Origin of the sequence: Pseudomonas sp. TNT2022 ID1044 (assembly GCF_028656895.1) — a bacterium.
Classification (GTDB): domain Bacteria; phylum Pseudomonadota; class Gammaproteobacteria; order Pseudomonadales; family Pseudomonadaceae; genus Aquipseudomonas; species Aquipseudomonas reinekei.
On the sequence record NZ_JAMDHB010000015.1, the window covers coordinates 1 to 19879 of the forward strand.

21 protein-coding genes and 1 tRNA gene are annotated in these 19879 nt (G+C 54.0%); 17 read left to right on the plus strand and 5 right to left on the minus strand.

Annotated features, from left to right (window positions below; genetic code table 11):
- From M5G20_RS19235 to M5G20_RS19245, 3 genes are all read left to right on the plus strand, one after another.
- The coding region (locus tag M5G20_RS19235; protein ID WP_273920337.1) for a sulfite exporter TauE/SafE family protein at positions 1–453 on the plus strand (453 nt) is incomplete at its 5' end.
- Between the two features lie 8 nt (positions 454–461).
- Complete coding sequence (locus tag M5G20_RS19240; protein WP_273920338.1) at positions 462–788, plus strand: DUF1634 domain-containing protein; 327 nt, start codon at positions 462–464, stop codon at positions 786–788.
- A gap of 121 nt (positions 789–909) precedes the next feature.
- Positions 910–1512 (plus strand): RNA polymerase sigma factor, encoded by a 603-nt coding sequence (locus M5G20_RS19245; RefSeq protein WP_273920339.1) that lies wholly within the window; start codon positions 910–912, stop codon positions 1510–1512.
- A 120-nt stretch (positions 1513–1632) separates the two neighbouring features.
- Here M5G20_RS19245 and M5G20_RS19250 read toward each other — a convergent pair whose 3' ends face one another.
- Entirely contained in the window at positions 1633–2163 is a 531-nt protein-coding gene (locus tag M5G20_RS19250) for a DoxX family protein (protein ID WP_273920340.1), read from the minus strand.
- 172 nt (positions 2164–2335) lie between these two features.
- On the opposite strand from M5G20_RS19250, the gene M5G20_RS19255 reads away from it, so the two are divergent.
- Positions 2336–2569, plus strand: a complete 234-nt coding sequence (locus tag M5G20_RS19255; RefSeq protein ID WP_273920341.1) for a DUF2790 domain-containing protein — start codon at positions 2336–2338, stop codon at positions 2567–2569.
- Between the two features lie 91 nt (positions 2570–2660).
- On the opposite strand, the gene M5G20_RS19260 is transcribed toward M5G20_RS19255, so the two are convergent.
- From M5G20_RS19260 to M5G20_RS19270, 3 genes are all read right to left on the minus strand, one after another.
- Complete coding sequence (locus M5G20_RS19260; RefSeq protein WP_273920343.1) at positions 2661–2876, minus strand: hypothetical protein; 216 nt, start codon at positions 2874–2876, stop codon at positions 2661–2663.
- 83 nt (positions 2877–2959) lie between these two features.
- Positions 2960–3898 carry a YeeE/YedE thiosulfate transporter family protein gene (locus tag M5G20_RS19265; RefSeq protein WP_273920346.1) on the minus strand — a complete coding sequence of 313 codons (939 nt, stop codon included), beginning with the start codon at positions 3896–3898 and terminating at the stop codon, positions 2960–2962.
- Between the two features lie 167 nt (positions 3899–4065).
- Complete coding sequence (locus tag M5G20_RS19270) at positions 4066–4563, minus strand: YkgB family protein (RefSeq protein ID WP_273920347.1); 498 nt, start codon at positions 4561–4563, stop codon at positions 4066–4068.
- Positions 4564–5406: 843 nt separating this feature from the next.
- Between M5G20_RS19270 and M5G20_RS19275 the strand changes: the two genes are divergently transcribed.
- Both M5G20_RS19275 and M5G20_RS19280 read left to right on the plus strand, forming a co-directional pair.
- Positions 5407–6261 carry a glycoside hydrolase family protein gene (locus tag M5G20_RS19275; RefSeq protein ID WP_273920348.1) on the plus strand — a complete coding sequence of 285 codons (855 nt, stop codon included), beginning with the start codon at positions 5407–5409 and terminating at the stop codon, positions 6259–6261.
- A 20-nt stretch (positions 6262–6281) separates the two neighbouring features.
- Positions 6282–8918 (plus strand): CHAT domain-containing tetratricopeptide repeat protein, encoded by a 2637-nt coding sequence (locus M5G20_RS19280; protein WP_273920349.1) that lies wholly within the window; start codon positions 6282–6284, stop codon positions 8916–8918.
- A 77-nt stretch (positions 8919–8995) separates the two neighbouring features.
- Here M5G20_RS19280 and M5G20_RS19285 read toward each other — a convergent pair whose 3' ends face one another.
- A complete protein-coding gene (locus tag M5G20_RS19285; protein ID WP_273920350.1) occupies positions 8996–9922 on the minus strand; it encodes an AraC family transcriptional regulator in 927 nt (308 codons plus the stop codon).
- 112 nt (positions 9923–10034) lie between these two features.
- Between M5G20_RS19285 and M5G20_RS19290 the strand changes: the two genes are divergently transcribed.
- From M5G20_RS19290 to M5G20_RS19340, 11 genes are all read left to right on the plus strand, one after another.
- Positions 10035–10574, plus strand: coding sequence for a carboxymuconolactone decarboxylase family protein (locus tag M5G20_RS19290; protein WP_273920352.1), 540 nt, complete (start codon positions 10035–10037; stop codon positions 10572–10574).
- 143 nt (positions 10575–10717) lie between these two features.
- Positions 10718–10954, plus strand: coding sequence for a hypothetical protein (locus M5G20_RS19295; protein WP_273920353.1), 237 nt, complete (start codon positions 10718–10720; stop codon positions 10952–10954).
- 194 nt (positions 10955–11148) lie between these two features.
- Positions 11149–11490, plus strand: a complete 342-nt coding sequence (locus M5G20_RS19300; protein WP_273920360.1) for a hypothetical protein — start codon at positions 11149–11151, stop codon at positions 11488–11490.
- Positions 11491–11673: 183 nt separating this feature from the next.
- Positions 11674–11910: a hypothetical protein gene (locus M5G20_RS19305; protein ID WP_273920354.1), complete on the plus strand. Its 237-nt coding sequence runs from the start codon at positions 11674–11676 to the stop codon at positions 11908–11910.
- A gap of 214 nt (positions 11911–12124) precedes the next feature.
- The gene (locus M5G20_RS19310; protein ID WP_273920361.1) at positions 12125–12469 is read left to right on the plus strand and encodes a hypothetical protein; all 345 of its coding nucleotides are present in this window, start codon (positions 12125–12127) and stop codon (positions 12467–12469) included.
- Between the two features lie 95 nt (positions 12470–12564).
- Positions 12565–13821 carry a TolC family protein gene (locus M5G20_RS19315; protein ID WP_273920355.1) on the plus strand — a complete coding sequence of 419 codons (1257 nt, stop codon included), beginning with the start codon at positions 12565–12567 and terminating at the stop codon, positions 13819–13821.
- Positions 13818–15305 (plus strand): efflux RND transporter periplasmic adaptor subunit, encoded by a 1488-nt coding sequence (locus tag M5G20_RS19320; RefSeq protein ID WP_273920356.1) that lies wholly within the window; start codon positions 13818–13820, stop codon positions 15303–15305. Before M5G20_RS19315 ends, M5G20_RS19320 begins: the two co-directional genes overlap by 4 nt.
- Entirely contained in the window at positions 15302–18460 is a 3159-nt protein-coding gene (locus tag M5G20_RS19325; RefSeq protein WP_273920357.1) for an efflux RND transporter permease subunit, read from the plus strand. Before M5G20_RS19320 ends, M5G20_RS19325 begins: the two co-directional genes overlap by 4 nt.
- Positions 18457–18810, plus strand: coding sequence for a copper-binding protein (locus tag M5G20_RS19330; protein ID WP_273920358.1), 354 nt, complete (start codon positions 18457–18459; stop codon positions 18808–18810). The genes M5G20_RS19325 and M5G20_RS19330 overlap by 4 nt, the downstream gene beginning before the upstream one ends.
- 455 nt (positions 18811–19265) lie before the next feature.
- Positions 19266–19356: transfer RNA gene (locus tag M5G20_RS19335), tRNA-OTHER, on the plus strand.
- 28 nt (positions 19357–19384) lie between these two features.
- On the plus strand, positions 19385–19756 hold the full coding sequence (locus M5G20_RS19340; RefSeq protein ID WP_273920359.1) for a hypothetical protein: 372 nt from the start codon (positions 19385–19387) through the stop codon (positions 19754–19756).
- The last annotated feature ends 123 nt before the right edge of the window (positions 19757–19879 follow it).

Genomic DNA, 19879 nt, shown 5'->3' on the forward strand with positions numbered 1-19879 from the left:
TCAGCTCCTGCAACCGCCCTGCTTCAGTTGCATTCGAGTTATCCGGATGCAGTTTTAGGTAAGGAGATCGCCTATAACGTAAGTAGCGTGCCATTGGGTATGGTGCTTATGTATATCGCAGGTGTTATTTCCGCCTTGCTTGGAATTGGGTCTGGTGTGCTGAAAATCCCAGCAATGGATAAAGCACTCCAGCTTCCCATTAAAGTTTCTTCTGCTACCTCAAGTTTCATGATTGGTGTCACTGCCGCAGCCAGTGCCAGCGTTTATCTATTCCGTGGTGAGATAGATATGGGGATCACGGGCCCGGTTGTGCTTGGCTCCGTAATTGGTGCATTACTCGGTGCGCGATTATTGATGAAGGTTTCTGCCGAAAAATTGCGTGTAGCTTTTGTCGTGGTGCTTGCGATCCTTGCAGTTCAGATGTTGATGAATGCTTTCGGCATTCAAATATAGGAGGGGCTATGAATTTTCCTTCTAGTAAATACGAGCAACCTTACGGGGTGATTGCGCGTCTACTTGGATTTGGAACGTTAATTGCGGTCGGGCTGGTATCCGCTGGAATGGTAATGGCGATACTTTTCCACATTGGACACTCCTTACAAATCGCACAACTCGGTTACAGCCTGGTGAAATTTGGCGTCGCGACTTTCATTTTTCTTCCAGTCGTACGTGTTGTCGTAGTGCTCATGCTATTCCTTAAAGCACGTGACTATCTGTTCGTTGCTATTACAGGTCTCGTTCTCGCCATTATCAGCTTGGGAATGAATCTAGGATTGTCGCCAATTTGACCGTTTCCCCCTCAGCGCTGCCACTTTCTGAAAATAGTTAATTCACATCAATGAGTCCTTTGGGCTCATTTTTTTCGTCGATTTCAATTCGCAAGTGAACTCATAAGGAGAGGCCGTCCTCATGGTGGACGAACAACAACTACTTGAACGTCTGCTCGCGGATGACGCTCAGGCATACCAGGAGCTTGTAAATACTTATCAAAGCTCAATGTATGCAGTAGCTGTCGCAATTGCGGGCTTCCAAAATTCTGATGATGTTGTTCAAGACTCTTGGCTCTCGATTGTTCGTAATATAAAGAATTTCCAAGGGCGCTCAAGCCTGAAAACCTGGCTACTGAGAATCACAGCTAATTCTGCAAAAGATTGCTATAAACAAAAACGCCGAGAGGTCTTGTTTGAGGATCTATCTGGGATTGAGAGTATCCCCACTGGATTTCCATCCAACGGCAACGCATGGTTGGCGGCGCCGTACGCCTGGCACGGCGATACCCCGGAAGCCTTGCTGCTTGAGGGGGAACTGTGCCAGTGCCTTGAAAAAACACTGCAATCTCTTCCTCTCCTTCAACGTCAAGTTTTCCTGATGCGAGATCGACACGGATTGGAATTAACAGAAATTCGTGATGAGCTGAATATTTCAATTTCAAATGTTCGTGTTCTGCTGTACCGGGCTCGGCTACGAGTTTCCGCAATGATTAAAAGCTTCAGCGAGGACGGGAAGTGTTAGCGCGGATAAAACAAACGAGCAAAAAAAAGCTGCCCGGGGAGGCAGCTAAAAAAGGAGCTTGAACAGGTTGAGGCCAATGCTCAAGTTGAAACAGGGCTAACATTCGCGTATTTCATCTCTTCAGTTGGACGTACTCCTCAGTTTATTTCTAAGTAGTGTATCTACCGCAAAACGGCCAGGTCCACCGATGACAAGAGCTACAAGTCCTGCCATATACAAGAGGTCAGTCTCATATCCAGGTTGCCCGAATTGAGCGCCGGACGGTGTAACGGCCAAAATCTTGATTGAACTGAAACCATATTGCAGATGCACGGTAAAGGTTGCAACCAGCAAAACGATAATCATCGGAATGCTTGCAAGCGTAACAAATGCACCCAGCAAAATGGCCAAGCCACCAAAAATTTCGATGATGATTGTGATTACGGACATGAGGTAAGGGGTCGGAGTCCCTATCGCATGTAATACGACGGCAAATGACTCAGGCCCTCGGAAAAGTTTTGCGAACCCATGAACCATGAAACCGTAACCAACGATTAACCGTATCACTAAAGGCGCCAACTCAACAATATTTTGTCGAGTTGGAACAGCAACTGACAGCTCTAGCAGTTTTCGCCAGAAAGGCGTGGGTGCAGATGTTTTTTTCATACTCATGCGCTCGCTTGCAAAGGTGGATGACTATGCATGTGTATTTCGATCTTAGAATGTTAAGACATGATTAAGTGAAAGTTTTTTTAAGTTGTTATTTTTTTGATTTTTTAATGTAGTCATAATCGTTTTTGCGCAGTCTGTATCCGTCTAAACAAAACTAACAGAGGTAAAGATCATGCGCGTTCCACCTGTATTCGTTGCATTAGTGGTGGCATTAGGTGTGCAAACAGCTTTTGCCAAGGATGTGCCTGAGCAAGAACAACCACTCGACGTAAAAGAAGTGATCAGTATGCACTCGGATCCTGACGCTTGCGGGATTACTGATGCTGAAATGGTCTATAAAAACTCGAAAGGCGAGGTGAAGGATCTGAAGTATAAAATCTGGGGCAATGGTTGCCAGGGTGGCTAGTCGTAAACCTCTTCTCTGTCTCGTTGAGCAAGAGGGTGTATTTGTCTGACTATTGGTCAGGTCTTTGAGTGGTTGGAGAAAATCATTAACTCTAATCAGTGTCCTGACCTTTTAGTCTGGCTATCCCTTGTCTGATGTAGCCCGCGTTTTCGCCGATCGCGTTCAATGCCCCTCGCACGTTTCCTCCCGTCTCCACGAAGCCTTGGCTTTCCAACTTTAGTGTCAACTCCATGATTGCGGCTTCTAAAGCCAACTGATTGTGGTACATCCTGCCCAACACTTCGGATAACGAATATTCATCTGGCATGCTGCTCAGCTCCTGTCGACAACAACGGAGTTTGCTTGGGTTCTGTATTCGTGGTCGTGCTAGAAGCGCTTGGTAATTGAGCACTAGGGTGCGTCTTGCCTAGTAGTCATACGAATGGCAGCGTAGAGCGTGATGCATATGCTGGCAAATGCGACCCAGGCATAGGGCTGTAGTAAGGGTATTCCGATAAGCACAAGGCTAATGTTCCCGCCGGGGATTAATGCTGCGCCCGCGCCCATCAGCGCTCCGCCGATCAGACAGCGGACCACGTTTTCAATGGTAGGAGTGATGGATCGAAACTGCTTGGTGACCCAAGCTCCCCCCACCGAGCCCATCATGAGAGCAGCGAAAAGCACCCACTTTATTGGGAAGGCTTGAGCTTTACCTCGCGCGAAATCGCTTAGAAGCTCGGCATAACCCCAGCTTCCTTCGACGGCGAACGCGATCACGAAACTGATGCCGATGACTGTCGTGGCGACGCTCGGAGAGCTCAGGTATTTCAGTATCGATCGCTTTGCCTGGCCAGCTTTCAATCTGTGTACGTAGAGCCTGACCAAGATCAACCCGATGGTTAGGGCTAAAAGCCAAGGTGGGCTGCCGAGCGCAAGCGATTCATTTGGTGTGAACGGCTGAGGCGGGGGAAGTTTTAGGGCAGCAAGACTGCCTGCGAAGATGCCGGCCGGTGTGAAAATGTAGGCCCATTCTCCATTGCCTAAGCGTGAAACGGTTCCAAATAAGCAGGCGCGATTGAGCAGCGCACCCAAGCCAAACAGGATGCCACCGACAATGGTCAATGTGCCCACCGCATAATTGGAAGGTCTGGTGGTTAAGGTGTCGAAGGCGTTCAGCCATACGAGACTGACCCCGGCCCAAAGAGCGGCTTCGAGTAAAACGAATAGGCGAGTGAAACGCCGTACCTGCACAATTTCTCTGATGGCAGAGACTGTGCACGTATCACCAAGTTGATTCGCAAATCCCATTACTGTGACGGCGACCAGGCCAATCAACAAGGATGAAACCACCTTAACCTCCTTTTTAGCACCGCGTAGCGGGACCGCGTGAGGAGTTCGCGATATACCTTTGCTGCCAGCGGCATCAGTTTCAGAACTCAGGTGATTGGTTTGGCTTTTTTAAATCGAGCTGCCTTTTGACAGCTCGAAGCACCTGCCAATCTGTTTTGAGAACAGAGTTAGTGGTTGCGTAAGGCGTTGAAGGCCATACGTTGAATGTCTTCTTTCAGCAGGTAGACAGATACGGCGAGCAGGACAACGTCCTTCATGAGGAATGGAATGTTGCCAACCATCGCAGGGAAACCGCCTGCCGATTCCGCCCAACCATTAGGCATGAATGGGATGATCGTCACGGTTCCCAGGAAGGTCACGATCGAGCCCAAAGCTCCCAGCGCGCCCAGCTTTCGGCTCCAGAACCCGGCGAACAACAAGGCACCGAATGTCCATTCCGCTACGCCCAGGAACCAGCTAGCCCCGCGGACCCCGAAAACTGGATACATCCAGGAAACCAATGGGCCGTTACTGATATATGGAATCAGTACATCAGCTTCATATTGGAACCATTTCTGATAACCAAAAAATAGAAAGATAATAACCATGGATGCTCTAACCAAATGGAAGTCTAGGTCCTTTTTGAGCAGGCCAGAGTTGGCAATAGATTTAAATAGAGCATTCATTGAGTTTTACTTCCTTAGCTTGCTTAAGGGATTTGATTATTCAGAATTTGGGTTGTAACTTGTCCGCCGCACCATGGATATATCTCGGTTTTACTCAATCCACTCGCGAAAGGGGCATCAGGAACCGGATGTGGGGTCTGTCCCAGTGCGACGACAGGGCTACTTTACGCACTGGTTCTGAATTTTATTAGTCTCAAAATCCTCAAAAAGATGCTCATTGGTCTCATTGCGCGCGTTGCCCTGAGGAGTCGATTTTGGCTTTTCATGCAGGTTAGATAGCGTCGATCGATGGTTCGCTTATGTTGAATGCGTGATCGATAAAGATGGTGCAGCGTATATGAGCATCAACTGGTGAACTTTATAGTTTGATGATGTGCGAGCAATTTTGAGACTGCGGGTAACATGCTCATTGCTACTTCAAAATTCAGTTTTTGTTGTAGAGATATTTGGAGTGATTTGGGGTGCGCCATTTACGCAGCGAGAATCTGAGCTGCGTTGCTGGTGGCCGGCAGAGGGGCTGTGCGGCGCGTGGTCACAAAGGCTATCTGATTCTCTAAAGTGCATGCCTCACCCTGCCATCCATCTTTGTCATGTATGGAGTCTTTCTGGCTTGCAGAGTCGACTGCACACCTCACCACAAAGGCGTCATCGCTTTACGAATTAGAAGGGCAGACCGAGCTGATCAACTCATTGGGTCGGCCGAGACAAAAAGTTCAGGTGAGTTCGATTACTGAATTGTCGTAGACCTTCTATGCTCTCGGATACGTATTCGTCAGCAGTTACTAAGTCGATCTTGGAAACGGGCAAGAACCCTCACCAAATATCTGTTCTCAGGAGGTGCTCATGGTCAATCTGATTGAGCCTACCGGATTGAGCCGCCGCGATGTTTTGGTTTTACTCGGGGCGGTGGGGTGGTCCGTAACTATTAGAGCTCAAACGTCGGCGTCGCCATTCGAGATGGAGCTTGCGAAAGCGATTGCAGCTGACGAGTTCGCTCATTTGGGGGCCTTCCGTGAGAAGTTTGAGGTCTTTCCCGGGGACCAATCTCGTTCCCAAGGTGGTTATCGCGGCCGTCAGAGCGAGCGCCTGATCTCGAACTCGGCCAGAAGCCTTATCGTCGCTTGTGAGGTGACCAATGAAGCCAACTATCGCTCCCGGCTTGAGAACCCGGTCTGGCCCGGGGGGCAGTCAGGCGTAACAATTGGCATCGGTTATGATCTTGGGTATACCACCGCCTCTACATTTCGATCTGACTGGGGAGGATTGCTTCCCAAAAACTCGGTAGACAGGCTCGCGAAATGTTGCGGGGTGACGGGCAAGTCGGCTGCACAGCAGGCCAAGGAAATGCAAGGCAACAAGGTCGGCTGGCCGGAGTCAAACACCCAGTTTGATGCATACCTCCGGTATGTGGTGGGCCAGACAGAGGATACGTTTCAGAACTGCGCGGATCTGAAGCCGGACTCCTTTGGTGCGTTGGTCTCGCTGATCTACAACCGTGGTGCCAGCCTCTCAAAAAGATCAGATCGCCGCCGCGAGATGCGCGAGATCTACGACTTGATGCTGAGGCGCGACTTTGCGGCGGTTCCTGCCCAGATTCGCAAAATGACGAGAATCTGGGAAAACGATCCGCAGGCCCGCGGTCTACTGAAGCGCCGCGAACTCGAAGCACTGCTTTTCGAACAAGGACTAAAAAGCTAGGACTTGAGCGAGGAGGGGGCATGCGACGCATTCGTCTCGTTCCACTATTGTTCGCCGTTTTCGCGGTGTTGCTGAGCGAAGCCACGCTGGCAGGTAAGTCAACCGAAGGCGCTCGCAATGTCGCAATTCTTATTACAGAGGGCGAATGGGAGCGTGGGGCAGAGGAAGTGACCTACGTACTGCCATACCTGCTAAGCCATCGCACTGCTCCGGACGCGGTACCAGCAGCAATCTTGATGGCCAGTTCACTAACGAAGCTAGGTCGCTATGCAGAAGCCTTGCGTTTATTGGCACCTCTGGGCTCTAGTTCAGTGGTGGTGGCCGCTCGTGGCACTGTTCTTCTCGAGCATGGCAACTATAGAGAGGCCAGTGAAGCCTTTGTAACGGCGCTTCGGGAGCCCTCAGACTTGCCGGGTGAGGCGCGGGCACGTGTCACTTGCGAACGGGCGTTCATTGCGGAGCAAACCGGCGACACTGCCGCCGCTTCGATGGGCTATTTGAACGCGCTACAGTTGTACGCCGCAGCGGCTCGCGAGCAGACGTTCTTTCTGACCGATCCGCATGTGAGTGGCACCTTGTGGGACGAGGTTGCTCCGAGGCCGATGATCGTACCAGGCCCCGTAGGGGATGTGATCGCTGAGCTTGATCGATTGGGCGAGCCCAACGCGAATCCAAACTACACAAGCGATTCGTTCGGAACCTATGAAGAAGAAGAGCTACTAGATGGCTATCCAAGGGCAGGTCCATTCGTAGACTGTCTAGTGCGGGTCGCACGATACAAAGAAGCGGCCGGCGAGCAGGAATTGGCGCATGCCATTTTCCAGACCGCGATTGCGCAAGCTGGAATACTTGAAGGTCTGGGGTATTCCTACCGCCCGGCACAGGTCTTCAATGCCTATTTTGAGTTTTTGGAGCGAACCAACTTCGATCCGGAGCGCCTCCAGGAATTGGTGGGCGTTGCCTTGGGCGCGCACATGGCTGGAGATATTAGTCCAGCTTACAGTGAGAGTGACATCCGCAATCCGACTGCACCCACGACCAGTCCAAGGATGAAGGCTTATCGGGCACTCAATGCCGTGCGCCTGCGCGCCCTCTTCCGATCTGGCGACATGTCCGACAAGATTCGGAGCGAAGCGTTCGAGGTCGCACAGGACTATCAATCGTCGAGTGCATCGCTGGCGGCCCACCGTAACACCGAAGGTAGAGTGCATCCCAAATTCCCTTCTTTGACGAGGGCTCAGACTGATGCGTTGTGGGCGCAATTCGATCGTGAGATTCCGAGCGTCGCCCCTATTTCGGGTTTTGACCTCAAGCCGCGACAAGTACTCGTCATGATCAGCCCTGGCGCTGGAACAGGTGCCGGCCGCATATGGGCTATTGGCTCGGAAAGGACAGCATGGGCTGCACTAAGCGCTGACCGCGAAACCCTACGTACCGACATCGAAAACCTCCGGTGTGCCCTGGACGTGGTGATGTGCTGCGAGTTCCCTGAAGACTCAAGGATGGGGGCCGCCTACGGCCGTCTGAAAAATGCTTTCATCGCTGAATTCCAGCTCAATTCGGTCGGGCCCTGCCCTTTACGAAGCGATCACTTCGAAGCCACGATCGCCTATCGCGTGTTCGATGAGATTTTTGCCGATCCGATCATTCGAGATATGGTTACGAAAAGTGATGAGCTAATCATCGTGCCTCATGACGAGTTCGCTTCGGTACCCTTCGGTGCTCTGCCGATTAACCGTCCGCAGGCCGGGCGCGGCGCAGTCGCAGCGGCATCGGCGAAATGGTTAGGCTTGGAGAAGGCCATCTCGATATATCCCACGATATACGCCTACGTTCGGTCGAATGAAGTGGCACACGACGAGGGCCGTATCCGCCTCTTTGGCGTGGGTGATCCCGCCCTTGGCCATGGTCAAGCCGTGGATCGTACTGACGATTGCGCACAGTTAGCGCTCCGCAATCGGCGTGCCCGCGGTGTGCTAGGCGACGATCCGATGTCTTCACTATTGCCTTTGCCGGGAACCCGGTGCGAACTTCTGGCTATCTCAAAGCTTAACGGCGTTATCTCAAACCACGCGTCACGACCGCTACTTTGGGACCGTGCCACTGAAGGTAGGGTTCGCGCCGCTGCCCGCAATAAGCAACCCTTGAACCAAGCAGAGGTTCTGGTATTCGCCACCCACGGCCTAATGCGTGGGAACTTCGGTCTCGAGGAGTCCGCCCTTGTTCTGTCGAGACCTCGGCGCAAAGGGCCAAGCAATGCCGATGGCTTCCTGACTCTGAGCGAGATCATGCAGCTGAATATAAAAGCGTGGCTCGTCATCCTGTCGGCTTGCAACACCGGTTCAAGTGGCGAAGCCGCGGGCGATGCCTTGACCGGCTTTGCCACGGCTTTCTTCCGTGCAGGGGCAGAGTCTATTTTGCTGTCTCAATGGACTGTCCGAGACGACGTGTCTGCCTTTGTGATGCCTCGTCTTGTCGCACTTATGCTAGGAGACCCGACGATCGCGGACTGCCAGCGCAGTGGCGAAGGTCAACGCAGCACGGCCGAGGCTATGCGAATGGCTCTCTGCGAGGCCCGACACAGCGTCGACCTGGCCGCCGACTTACCTGGTGATTGGGCACCCTTCGTGTTGGTGGGTGGGCGTTCCAAACTCTAGGCTTTCGGTGAGGAATCAAAATCAGTAATCATTGCTCGGGTAAAAACTCAATCTACCTTGGGGTGGGATAGGCGACGTCATTCTCCCGGCGTCATGTTCATGTGCTGACTGAATGCGCGCCTGAAGGCTGCCAAGGATTGGTAACCGACCGCCTCCGCTATTACCTCAGTGGACGCGTTGGGTTTCTTCAGCTCATTCGCAGCTAGGGCCATGCGTATTCCCGTCAACAGGTCGCTGGCCGAACGTCCGACTTTTTCTTGAAAATGGCGAACCAAGGTCGCTCGCGACATGTTACAGAGCCCCGCCAATTCCGGAAGTGTCCAGGAGTGCGCAGGATTGCTGAACATGGCCGTGAGCGCGGGCGCTAATCGAGGGTGGCCAACAAGTGCCAACAGTCCGATCGGGGCTTCGTTAGACTCGCTCGCCATGCGCAGCGTCAGCGTGAAAAGTGCTGCTGATAGTGCATTCAACATGGCATGCCCACCCAGATTGCTGATATTGGACTCAGCCCGCATCAAAGCCAGTAGGCCGGCCAGTTGCGTGGATGTTTCGCTCTGTGACGAATGATTCTGGGACGATGTTCGAACCACGAGGCGCGTGGGTAAATAGTCGCGAATGAAGCGATCGTGGGGTGGGGCGAGGATGAAACGTCCGCAGAGCATATCCAACCGGTCGCCTGTTCCGGTGTTCTCACTGAACGTCAGGTTGAGATCACTGCGATGGTGGGCGGGAGCGGGTGCAATTCCACTTCCATCATGCAGTACATGCCGTGATCCGTGAGGGAACATGACGATGTCACCTGCGCTCAGCTTTTGGCCTTTGCCAGGCTCCGGTGACTCCAGCACGGCAGTTCCGCTGAGGATGACATGGTAGGGAATCTCTCCCGCATTCGCGTCTTCATAGGCCACCACCCAAGGGGCGCCATAGGAGCATCGAATTTCCAACTGGCCACGAACGGTCATCATGCTGATGAGGCGGCTGAGCCAATCAAGAGGCGGGTGCATAGAAGCTCCTGTTTGATACTTTTGAGCACTATATTGAGAATATCGAGACTGAACAAGCTCACTTCTTGACCCTAAAGTGATGGCTCCTAACCAACGCTGAAGGACTCTTACTATGAGCCGTATCAATGTTCCAGACGTCGCCACCGCCACTGATGCAACTGCCGTGGTCTACAACGAAGTGAGGAAAATTGCCGGCGGTACAGTGCCTAATCTGTACGCTGTAATCGGTCACCTGAATCCTGCGCTTCTCACTGCGGTACTGGATGCGGAAGCGACACTGGCCTCTGGCAGCTTGAGTAAACAGGATCTTGAAACCATCAAAATTCTGGTCAGTGCAAGAACGGGTTGCGACTACTGCGAGGCAGCGCACGTCATGCTGGGCAAGATGACTGGCCTGACGACTGACACCATCAAGAAGATCCGTCTTGGTCAAAGTACCGGTGATGCCAAACGTGACGCCTTGATTCACTTTGTGCTGACTCTGCATGAGACCGAAGGCACGCTTGGCGAACATGACTATGCCGGCATTCTCGCCGCGGGCTACACCGATGTTCAGTTGCTCGAAATTTCCTTGGTTTTCGCTTTGACCATCTTCACCAACGCGTTCAACCGTATCAATGACACCGAGATTGATTTTCCAAAGGTGGATTGATCCTGGTGCGTAGGCGGGGTGTCGCTACGCCCCGCTCACAGGTCACCTAATTTTTTGGTCATGCCGCCGCAGTTTCGTGTACCTCCATTAGTGAAGTGCAGCAGCGGTATGCACCTCCACAACTCACGGATTTTTGAGACCCCATGAACCGAAAAATCGCTGTGTTTGCTTTTTTCTCTCTGCTCATCTCAGGTACTGCGCTTGCAACCAATGGTGGCAATGGCAGTGGTAATCCGAACAATGATCGTGCCTGGAACTACGGTGCTCCAAGCACGCAACCCGCAGCGATTTTCGTTTGGAAGGACGGTAGGCTGGTGCGTAACCCGAATCGCGACGAGCAGCATGCCAGTGACATGAGTGACGTTGCAGGCAAGCAGTAGGGGGAGTAAGCCGTCGCAACTCACAGCGACTGTCGTTGGAAATGACACCGGTAGAGACTCCAGTTTTTTACCTGGGTCGATAATGTTCGCTTAATACAGATTCGATGAAATGGCACCGACTCAACATCCCGGACGGGTTGTTGGTGATGTTGGCTGATAACCTTCAAACCATTGTCAAAAACACACTGCATCCCATGAAACGCTATCTGCGGTTTTTACTCATCTTCCTGTTTAGCTTCGCGCTTCCCATGATTGGGATGGCGGGCATGCAGGCATCGGCAGAACCCTGCCGTATGGATGCTGCAGATATGACGATGATGGATGGCCATGGGTCGAGCTGCTGTCAGGACTCAAAGAGCCCGTCCGAGCACAACAAGTCGTGCAAACCAGGTCAAGAATGCAAGACCGGAAGCCTGTTGCAGGTCTCAATCATTAAGACTCCTGTCGCGTGGTCCCATCCGATCGGTATTTCGTTGTCCGATGATCCCCTTCCCCTACCGACCCCGTCCGGGGTTTGGCGTCCGCCGCGGGTTTGATTGATTTCCCACCTCGAGTCTCGTTCCGCCTCGGCGGGAGGCTCTGATTGCGCCTGCCATATGCACGCGCAGTGGACAAACACATCAATCGACTTGCTTTTCGTCCTGCTGGCTAACGACGTTGCACCTTGAGGCGCAACAGCCCGCATGACGCCCCTTAACTCATGGCGGATTAAGAATATTATGAAAAAATTTATCGTAGCTTTTGCATTCCTCTCCTTGGCCATTGCTGGTACTGCTAACGCGGGTAACGGTGGCGAAAGCGGCGGCAACCCCAAAAATAATGGCAACTGGGAAGCGGCGAACGCAGCTTTGCAGTCGGCACCGCTGTTCATTTGGAAAGACGGTAAGCTGGTACGCAACGTTGACCATGTAAATCCGCACAGCAAGGCCGCTGGCGAAGTAGCAAAGAACCAATAAGGTAACGCCCGGTGCCTCTCTTCCGGGTTGGGGAGAGGCCGCCGAGCTACTGCCAAAACTGGTGCGCTACTGGAAATTTCTGTTCGAGAACCTGATCAGTAATCCAGGCTTAATGCAGATCGGGTCATATGTCACTGACTGAGCAACCTTGATAGGCTGCTCGTGACATGTGCTGATGACCTCAAAAGCCTTTTTCAAAGATTGCCCTGAACCCATGAAACGCTATCTACGGTTTTGTATCGTTTTCCTGATAAGCCTTGCGCTTCCCCTCAGCGGGATGGCGGGCGTTCAGGCATCGACAGAGCCGTGCCCGATGGAAACTTCGGGGATGACGATGATGGACGGCATGGGTCCAGACTGCTGCCAAGACATGAAGGGCGGTTTGGCTGATCACGGTAAGCCATGCAAGCCAGGTCAAGAGTGTAAGACCGGCGGGATGTTGCAAGTCTCGGTCATCAAGACTCCGATTACCCCGGCCCACCCCGTAGCAATTTCCTTCTCCAGCGACTTCTCCCCTGTACCAACCCCGTCAGGGGTATGGCGACCTCCGCGCGTTTGATTCCTATCCCACGTTGAGCCTCATGCCGCGTTAGCGGGATGGCCTAGTTGCGCCTGTCTTTTAGCGCGCAATGGATGATCACAGGAATCACATACATGAACTCCAAGTGCTATCGCACAGGTTGGCCGTTGGTGGTCGGCCTTGCGGCAAGCCTATTGGCATTGCCGAGCTTCGCCGCTCCATTAACGCTCGATGAAGCGTTGCGGCTGGCGGAAAACAATGCGCCATCGTTGAGCGCGCAAGACTCAAAAATTCAGGCTGCCAGCAGCGCAGCCATCCCGGCTGGTGAGCTGCCTGACCCGCAACTGGTTCTTGGGTTGCAGAACTTTCCCATCAGCGGACCGGCCAAGGGCAGTCTCGTCGAGGATGACATGACCATGCGAATGGCTGGCATCAGACAACAAGTACCCAACAGCTACAAACGCAAAGCACGTATTGAGGTCGCTGATGCAGGCGTCGAACGTGCTACAGCGGAACGTCGAATAGAGCGTTTGAATGTACGCCTATCGACGGCCATGGCCTGGATCAACAGTTACTCCATCGAGCGCAAAGATGCGCTATTTCAGGAGTTCTACAAAGAAAACCGTCTGCTCAACGATACCGTCCGGGCGCAGATTGCCAGCGGCCGTGCGCAGCCGTCCGATGCTGTGACACCTAAACAAGAAGCGGCGCAGTTGGAGGAGCAGCAGGATGATTTGATTCGTCAGCGAGCTCAGGCGCGAGCCGCTCTCAAGCGTTGGATTGGTCCCACCGGCGGTGACAAGCCCGCGGGCGGCTTTCCAGATTGGTCAATTGATACCTCAGGCTATGCCCACCACATCCACAACCATCCGATGTTGGCGGTATTTGAACCTATGACCCGCGAAGCGCAGGCCAAGGTCCATGAAGCCGAGTCGGAAAAGCATTCTGACTGGAGTTGGGAGGTTGATTACCAGCATCGCGACCGTGTTTACGGTGACATGGTCAGCGTGCAATTCAGCTTCGACCTTCCAATTTTCCCGGGCTCACGCCAGAACCCGAAGATTGCCGCCAAGTATGCCGAGCTCAATCAGATTGAGGCCGAGCGTGAAGCTACGTTACGTGAACATAACCAAGAGCTGGAAGACGAGCTGGCTGACTACGAGCGCCAGAGTCGAGCTGTTCAACGTAGCAAAGAAAGCCTGGTGCCACTGGCCAAGGAAAAGGTCGACCTCAGCATGGCCAGTTATCGCGCTGGTAAAGGCGATCTAGGTTCAGTCATCACCGCCCGCCGTGAATTTATTGAAGCCCGTCTCAAGCAAATCGATGTTGAAGAGCAGCGTGCGCTGGCTAGCGCTCGCCTCTATTTAGCCTATGGGGAGTCCGCTCAATGAGCTCTAACGTCTTGAAAGTAGCCTTGTTGGTGGGCGTCTCAGCTGCCTTCGGTGTCGCCGGTGGATATTGGCTGCCGAAGGGGTCAATGGAAGGGATGCAAGACGCATCCATGCAGCCGGCAGCCCAGGGCTCGGCTGAGAAAAAAGCGCTGTATTGGTACGACCCAATGTACCCGCAGCAGAAGTTTGATAAGCCAGGCAAGTCGCCTTTTATGGACATGCAGCTGGTGCCTCAGTATGCCGACGGTGGCGGGGACACCGCATCGGTCCACATTGATCCAAGCCTGACTCAAAACATTGCTTTGCGTTTGGCCACGGTCAGCAAAGGCACGATGGCTTCGAGTGTCAGTGTGGTCGGTGTACTGGCCTTTAACGAGCGAGACATCGCAGTCGTTCAATCCCGAACCCCAGGTTTTGTAGAGCGTGTTTATGCCCGAGCACCAGGTGACGTGCTGGGTGCAAATACCGCCTTGGTGGACATCCTCGTCCCGGATTGGGCTGGTGCGCAGGAAGAGTTTCTTGCCCTCAAGCGTAATGGGGATGCGGGCTTGCTGGCATCGGCTCGGCAGCGCTTGCGCCTGACTGGGATGCCACCGGCGTTGATCGCCCAGGTAGAACGCAGTGGTAAGGTCCAGCCGAACTTGACGATCACCAGCCCGATTGGTGGCGTACTGCAAGAGCTGGATGTCCGCGAGGGGATGACGATCACCGCGGGTGAGACGCTCGCTCGCGTTAATGGTTTGAGTACGGTCTGGCTGGATGTGGCTGTCCCAGAGGCTGAGGCGGGCTCGATCGTCGTGGGCCAGGCAGCTGGAGCACGCTTCCCAGCATTCCCCGGGATGGTCATCCAGGGCAAGGTCAGCACGATTCTTCCGGAAACCAATCCTGACAGTCGCACTATTCGCGTTCGTATCGAACTGCCTAATTCTGAAGGTCGCCTCAGACCAGGTCTGACTGCGCAGGTGACGCTCAATCATTCAACGGATGAAAGTGTGTTGTGGGTGCCGAGTGAGGCTGTCATTCGCACCGGGAAACGCGCTCTGGTGATGGTTGCGGAAAAGGCTGGTCACTACCATCCGGTGGAAGTGCAGATTGGTCAGGAAAACGACGGAAAAACGGCCGTCCTGAAAGGCCTTGAAGAAGGGCAGCAAGTAGTGGCCTCGGGGCAATTCCTGCTCGATTCGGAGGCAAGCCTCAAAGGTATCGTCGCAACCCCATTGGACATGTCGGCACCAATGGCCTCCGCCAAACCGACCTTGCATGAGTCGCAAGGCGAGGTTCTGGAGATCGACAACGCCCAAGTCAAAATCGCCCACGGTCCATTCAATACCTTGGGTATGCCGGGTATGACCATGACCTTCCCACTCGCTGATCCAGTGCTGATGGTGGGGATCAAAGCCGGCGATAAAGTTAAATTCGCTGTAAGCCAGAACGATGACGGCTTACACGTTGAGCAGCTTGAAAAGTCTGGGGGCAAGCCATGATTGCCGCCCTGATACGTTGGTCTGTGGGCAACCGCTTCCTGGTTCTGCTAGCGACGTTGTTTATCACTGCATGGGGAATCTGGTCAGTCCAAAGCACACCCATTGATGCACTTCCGGATCTCTCGGATGTGCAGGTCATCATCCGTACTCCTTACCCAGGTCAAGCACCGCAAATTGTTGAGAACCAGGTGACCTACCCGCTGGCCACCACGATGCTCTCGGTGCCAGGTGCCAAGACGGTACGAGGTTATTCCTTCTTCGGCGACAGCTTCGTCTACGTGCTCTTCGAAGACGGTACGGATCTGTACTGGGCACGATCGCGGGTGCTGGAGTACCTGAGTCAGATTCAAAGCCGGCTGCCTGCCAGCGCCAAGCCGGCACTTGGGCCGGATGCCACAGGTGTGGGCTGGATCTTCCAGTACGCACTCGTGGATCGCACTGGTGGGCATGACCTGGCGCAGTTGCGTGCGCTGCAGGACTGGTTCCTCAAGTTCGAGCTCAAGACCCTACCCAACGTTGCGGAAGTGGCAACAGTGGGCGGCATGGTCAAGCAATATCAGGTTCAGCTCGATCCACTAAAAATGGCCAGCTTGGGCATCACGCAAGCTGAGGTGACCGATGCCATTAGTAAGGCGAACCAGGAAACGGGTGGCGCCGTACTCGAAATGGCCGAAACGGAATTCATTGTGCGTGCTTCCGGCTACTTGAAAACGCTCAATGATTTTCGAGCCATTCCCCTCAAATTGGGTATGGGCAGCGTGCCCGTCACACTGGGTGACGTCGCCACGATTCAACTCGGCCCAGAAATGCGCCGCGGTATCTCCGAGCTTGATGGTGAGGGAGAGACTGTTGGTGGCGTAGTAATTCTGCGCAGCGGCAAAAACGCCCGCGAGACCATCGCCGCGGTCAAAACCAAACTCGAGGAGCTGAAAACCAGCCTGCCGCCGGGTGTGGAGATTGTCCCTACCTACGACCGTAGCAAGCTGATCGATCGCGCCGTGGAAAACCTCAGCCACAAGTTGATTGAGGAATTCATCGTGGTTGCACTGGTCTGCGGGATTTTCCTGTGGCACCTGCGCTCGTCCTTGGTCGCAATCATCTCCTTGCCGGTAGGTGTGCTGATTGCCTTCATCGTCATGCGTCACCAGGGGATCAACGCCAACATCATGTCCCTGGGAGGTATTGCCATTGCTATCGGCGCCATGGTCGATGCCGCGGTGGTGATGATCGAGAATGCCCATAAGAAGATCGAGGCTTGGCACACGGAGCATCCCGGAAAGGAACTGAAGGGCGAAGCGCATTGGCATGTGATGACGGAGGCTGCGGCGGAGGTTGGACCTGCACTGTTCTTCTGCTTGTTGATCATTACCTTGTCGTTCATTCCGGTGTTCACGCTCGAAGCACAGGAAGGGCGGCTGTTCGGGCCACTGGCTTTTACGAAAACCTATGCCATGGCTGCAGCGGCAGGCCTGTCCGTGACGTTGGTGCCGGTGCTGATGGGGTACTGGATTCGCGGGAAAATCCCGGATGAAAAACACAACCCGTTAAACCGCTGGTTGATCCGTATTTATCAACCCGCCTTGGACGCGGTATTGCGTTGGCCGAAAGCGACGATGCTTGTCGCGTCCTTCGTATTCGTCAGCGCCTTGTGGCCCATCAGTCATCTTGGAGGGGAGTTTCTTCCACGTCTGGATGAGGGTGATTTGCTCTACATGCCTACGGCGCTACCAGGTCTGTCGGCGCAGAAGGCGTCACAACTCCTGCAGCAGACCGACAGGCTGATCAAGACCGTCCCCGAGGTTGAACACGTTTTCGGTAAAGCAGGCCGGGCCGAAAGCGCCACTGACCCTGCACCGCTGGAAATGTTTGAAACCACTATCCAGTTCAAGCCGCATGATCAGTGGCGTCCGGGCATGACCCAGGAAAAGCTCATCGAGGAATTGGACCGGGTTGTGAAAGTCCCTGGGCTGACCAACCTCTGGATTCCACCAATTCGTAACCGCATCGACATGCTGGCCACCGGTATCAAGAGCCCGATTGGGATCAAGGTTGCCGGCACCAATCTGATGGACATTGACGCGGTTACGCAGGCTATCGAGAAAGTGGCGAAGGGTGTGCCTGGTGTCAGTTCAGCTTTGGCGGAACGGCTAACAGGCGGTCGCTACATCGATGTGGGTATCGACCGTGCGGCATCTGCCCGTTATGGAATGAACATCGCTGATGTGCAAGCCATTGTGGCCGGTGCCATTGGTGGTGAGAACGTGGGTGAGACCATTGAGGGGCTCGCACGTTTCCCCATCAACGTGCGGTACCCGCGTGAGTGGCGTGACTCTCCCGGTGCCTTGGAACAATTGCCGATCAACACGCCAATGGGCATCCAGATAACCCTGGGCACCGTGGCGAAGGTAAAGGTCAACGATGGCCCTCCCATGCTCAAGAGCGAGAACGCGCGCCCCTCGGGCTGGGTGTACATCGACGTGCGTGATCGAGACATCGTCTCTGTCGTAGCTGATCTGCGTCAGGCAGTGAGTGAGCAAGTCAAATTGCAGCCAGGCATGAGCTTGGCGTACTCAGGGCAATTTGAGTTTTTGGAGCGGGCTAACGCGCGCCTCAAATTGGTGGTTCCAGCCACGTTGCTGATTATCTTCGTGCTGCTTTATCTCACCTTTACTCGCTTCGATGAGGCCGCGTTGATCATGGCCACCCTGCCTTTCGCGTTGTCGGGTGGGGCATGGTTTATCTACCTGCTCGGTTTCAACCTGTCGGTCGCTACCGGTGTGGGCTTCATCGCCCTGGCGGGTGTGTCTGCCGAGTTCGGCGTGATCATGCTGCTCTACCTGAAAAATGCCTGGGCCGAAAGCCAGAGTGCCGGAGACGGATCTGAGCGCGGTCTGGTCGCGGCAATTCGAGAAGGCGCTGTACAGCGTGTTCGTCCTAAGGCGATGACCGTGGCCGTCATTATCGCCGGCTTGCTCCCCATTTTATTGGGCACCGGTACCGGCAGCGAGGTCATGAGCCGCATCGCCGCGCCGATGGTCGGCGGCATGGTCACAGCCCCCTTACTTTCCCTGTTTGTCATTCCGGCAGCGTATCGACTGATGCGTCGTCGTCACCTCCCAGTTGAAACCCCCAACCCAGAAGGAAACATCGTATGAAAATGACCCTAGTCGCCATCGTAACCGCCGTAGCAGCACTGTCTTTTAATGCCTATGCAGAAGAGATGAATATGGGCGGTGATTCGATGCAAAGCATGAACATGAACCGGACAATGAAGGAGGTGACCGGTGCTAAGGCGGAAGGCAGTATCAAGGCGATTGACCAGGAAAAACACATGGTGACGATCGCTCATGGTGCAATTCCGGCCATTCAGTGGCCGGCAATGACCATGGGCTTTACGGCAACCCCAGAGCAGGTCATGGGGCTCCACACCGGAGACAAGGTGGCGTTTACCTTCAGCACTGTCGGAAGCACAGCAAAAATTGAGTCGATCGACAAAATGAAGTAAGGCGGGAGCAGATGACCGGCTCGGATACCGAGCCGGTCATCTATGACAGCAGTTTAAATCCGTGTTTCAGTGAAGGGGGATGTAACGTCCCTTATTCCTCATCTAACGGTGAAGCGGCGGGGGAAGGCGGGGTGCCACTTCACAACGCCAAGTACGACTTCAATGACAATGTGCTTGCTACAGGTGCGCATTATTTCGCGGAGGTGGCTCGAACAGCCCTAGCGTGGCAGACACATAAAACATCCTGATTTACGCACCGTGGTTAAGAAGGGGGGCGAACCACGAATAGCTCTCCTTCTTGCCTCAATTGCCACAGTTGATGTGAGCGTGCGTGCCAGGTCCTACAGAGCGTCGTACCAGTGTCGACTAAAGTGCCCTTCGCAGGGAGCAGGATGGGTTGGAGTGACATCATTTCCTGCTTTTAGAGGGATAGGTATTTCACGTAGACTTCGCTCGACGACGTGGTGAAATCGGTTATCACGCCCGCCGATTAAAGGGTAACCATATTGAAAGCGGGAGTTATGGGTTCGAGTCCCAGCGTTGTCACATCAATCCCGGGGCGATGGAAGCTGCAATGTCAGAATCACAAAGTGACGCTCAGTCGAGCGTCGAGCCAGACACGAAAAAACGACAAAGCAATTCCAGCACCCAAGCATTAGCTGACTTTCTGCAAGTTGTAGGAAGCGGTGTAGCTGACTTGAACACCATCGCGGTAGGCTTGGCGGCAATCACTCAAAATCATGAGAAACCCGACGGATTGAATATCAGTTGGGCGCCAAAGGATCCGCTGCTCGCTGCAAAAAAGGCTCGCAAGGCGGCCGTGCATGCCGCCATGGTCGTGGCGGTGGAAGCCCCCGGTGTCAGGATAGTTGTCGCCTCTCCGATTTTTCCTAAAAAAGCATATCGGGGGCGGAAAGAGACTGGTCGTGCCGTACTATTCACCTGAACGCAGAGCCGCATTACTTAAAATGCTGCTTCCCCCGCTGAACCTGTCGATGGCCGAGGGTTCCCGGCGCGAAGGGGTCAGCGAAATGGTCTTTGTCCAACAGGCCCCAGAACGCCAGGTCTG

Excerpts from the sequence above, each read along its gene's own strand:
- M5G20_RS19250 (WP_273920340.1), bottom strand. The coding sequence starts at position 2,163 with ATGAGTATGAAAAAAACATCTGCACCCACGCCTTTCTGGCGAAAACTG.
- M5G20_RS19270 (WP_273920347.1), bottom strand. The coding sequence starts at position 4,563 with ATGAATGCTCTATTTAAATCTATTGCCAACTCTGGCCTGCTCAAAAAG.
- M5G20_RS19305 (WP_273920354.1), top strand. The coding sequence starts at position 11,674 with ATGAAAAAATTTATCGTAGCTTTTGCATTCCTCTCCTTGGCCATTGCT.
- M5G20_RS19330 (WP_273920358.1), top strand. The coding sequence starts at position 18,457 with ATGAAAATGACCCTAGTCGCCATCGTAACCGCCGTAGCAGCACTGTCT.
- M5G20_RS19300 (WP_273920360.1), top strand. The coding sequence starts at position 11,149 with ATGAAACGCTATCTGCGGTTTTTACTCATCTTCCTGTTTAGCTTCGCG.
- M5G20_RS19295 (WP_273920353.1), top strand. The coding sequence starts at position 10,718 with ATGAACCGAAAAATCGCTGTGTTTGCTTTTTTCTCTCTGCTCATCTCA.
- M5G20_RS19325 (WP_273920357.1), top strand. The coding sequence starts at position 15,302 with ATGATTGCCGCCCTGATACGTTGGTCTGTGGGCAACCGCTTCCTGGTT.
- M5G20_RS19240 (WP_273920338.1), top strand. The coding sequence starts at position 462 with ATGAATTTTCCTTCTAGTAAATACGAGCAACCTTACGGGGTGATTGCG.
- M5G20_RS19315 (WP_273920355.1), top strand. The coding sequence starts at position 12,565 with ATGAACTCCAAGTGCTATCGCACAGGTTGGCCGTTGGTGGTCGGCCTT.
- M5G20_RS19260 (WP_273920343.1), bottom strand. The coding sequence starts at position 2,876 with ATGCCAGATGAATATTCGTTATCCGAAGTGTTGGGCAGGATGTACCAC.
- M5G20_RS19320 (WP_273920356.1), top strand. The coding sequence starts at position 13,818 with ATGAGCTCTAACGTCTTGAAAGTAGCCTTGTTGGTGGGCGTCTCAGCT.
- M5G20_RS19245 (WP_273920339.1), top strand. The coding sequence starts at position 910 with ATGGTGGACGAACAACAACTACTTGAACGTCTGCTCGCGGATGACGCT.
- M5G20_RS19280 (WP_273920349.1), top strand. The coding sequence starts at position 6,282 with ATGCGACGCATTCGTCTCGTTCCACTATTGTTCGCCGTTTTCGCGGTG.
- M5G20_RS19275 (WP_273920348.1), top strand. The coding sequence starts at position 5,407 with ATGGTCAATCTGATTGAGCCTACCGGATTGAGCCGCCGCGATGTTTTG.
- M5G20_RS19340 (WP_273920359.1), top strand. The coding sequence starts at position 19,385 with ATGTCAGAATCACAAAGTGACGCTCAGTCGAGCGTCGAGCCAGACACG.
- M5G20_RS19255 (WP_273920341.1), top strand. The coding sequence starts at position 2,336 with ATGCGCGTTCCACCTGTATTCGTTGCATTAGTGGTGGCATTAGGTGTG.
- M5G20_RS19310 (WP_273920361.1), top strand. The coding sequence starts at position 12,125 with ATGAAACGCTATCTACGGTTTTGTATCGTTTTCCTGATAAGCCTTGCG.
- M5G20_RS19290 (WP_273920352.1), top strand. The coding sequence starts at position 10,035 with ATGAGCCGTATCAATGTTCCAGACGTCGCCACCGCCACTGATGCAACT.
- M5G20_RS19285 (WP_273920350.1), bottom strand. The coding sequence starts at position 9,922 with ATGCACCCGCCTCTTGATTGGCTCAGCCGCCTCATCAGCATGATGACC.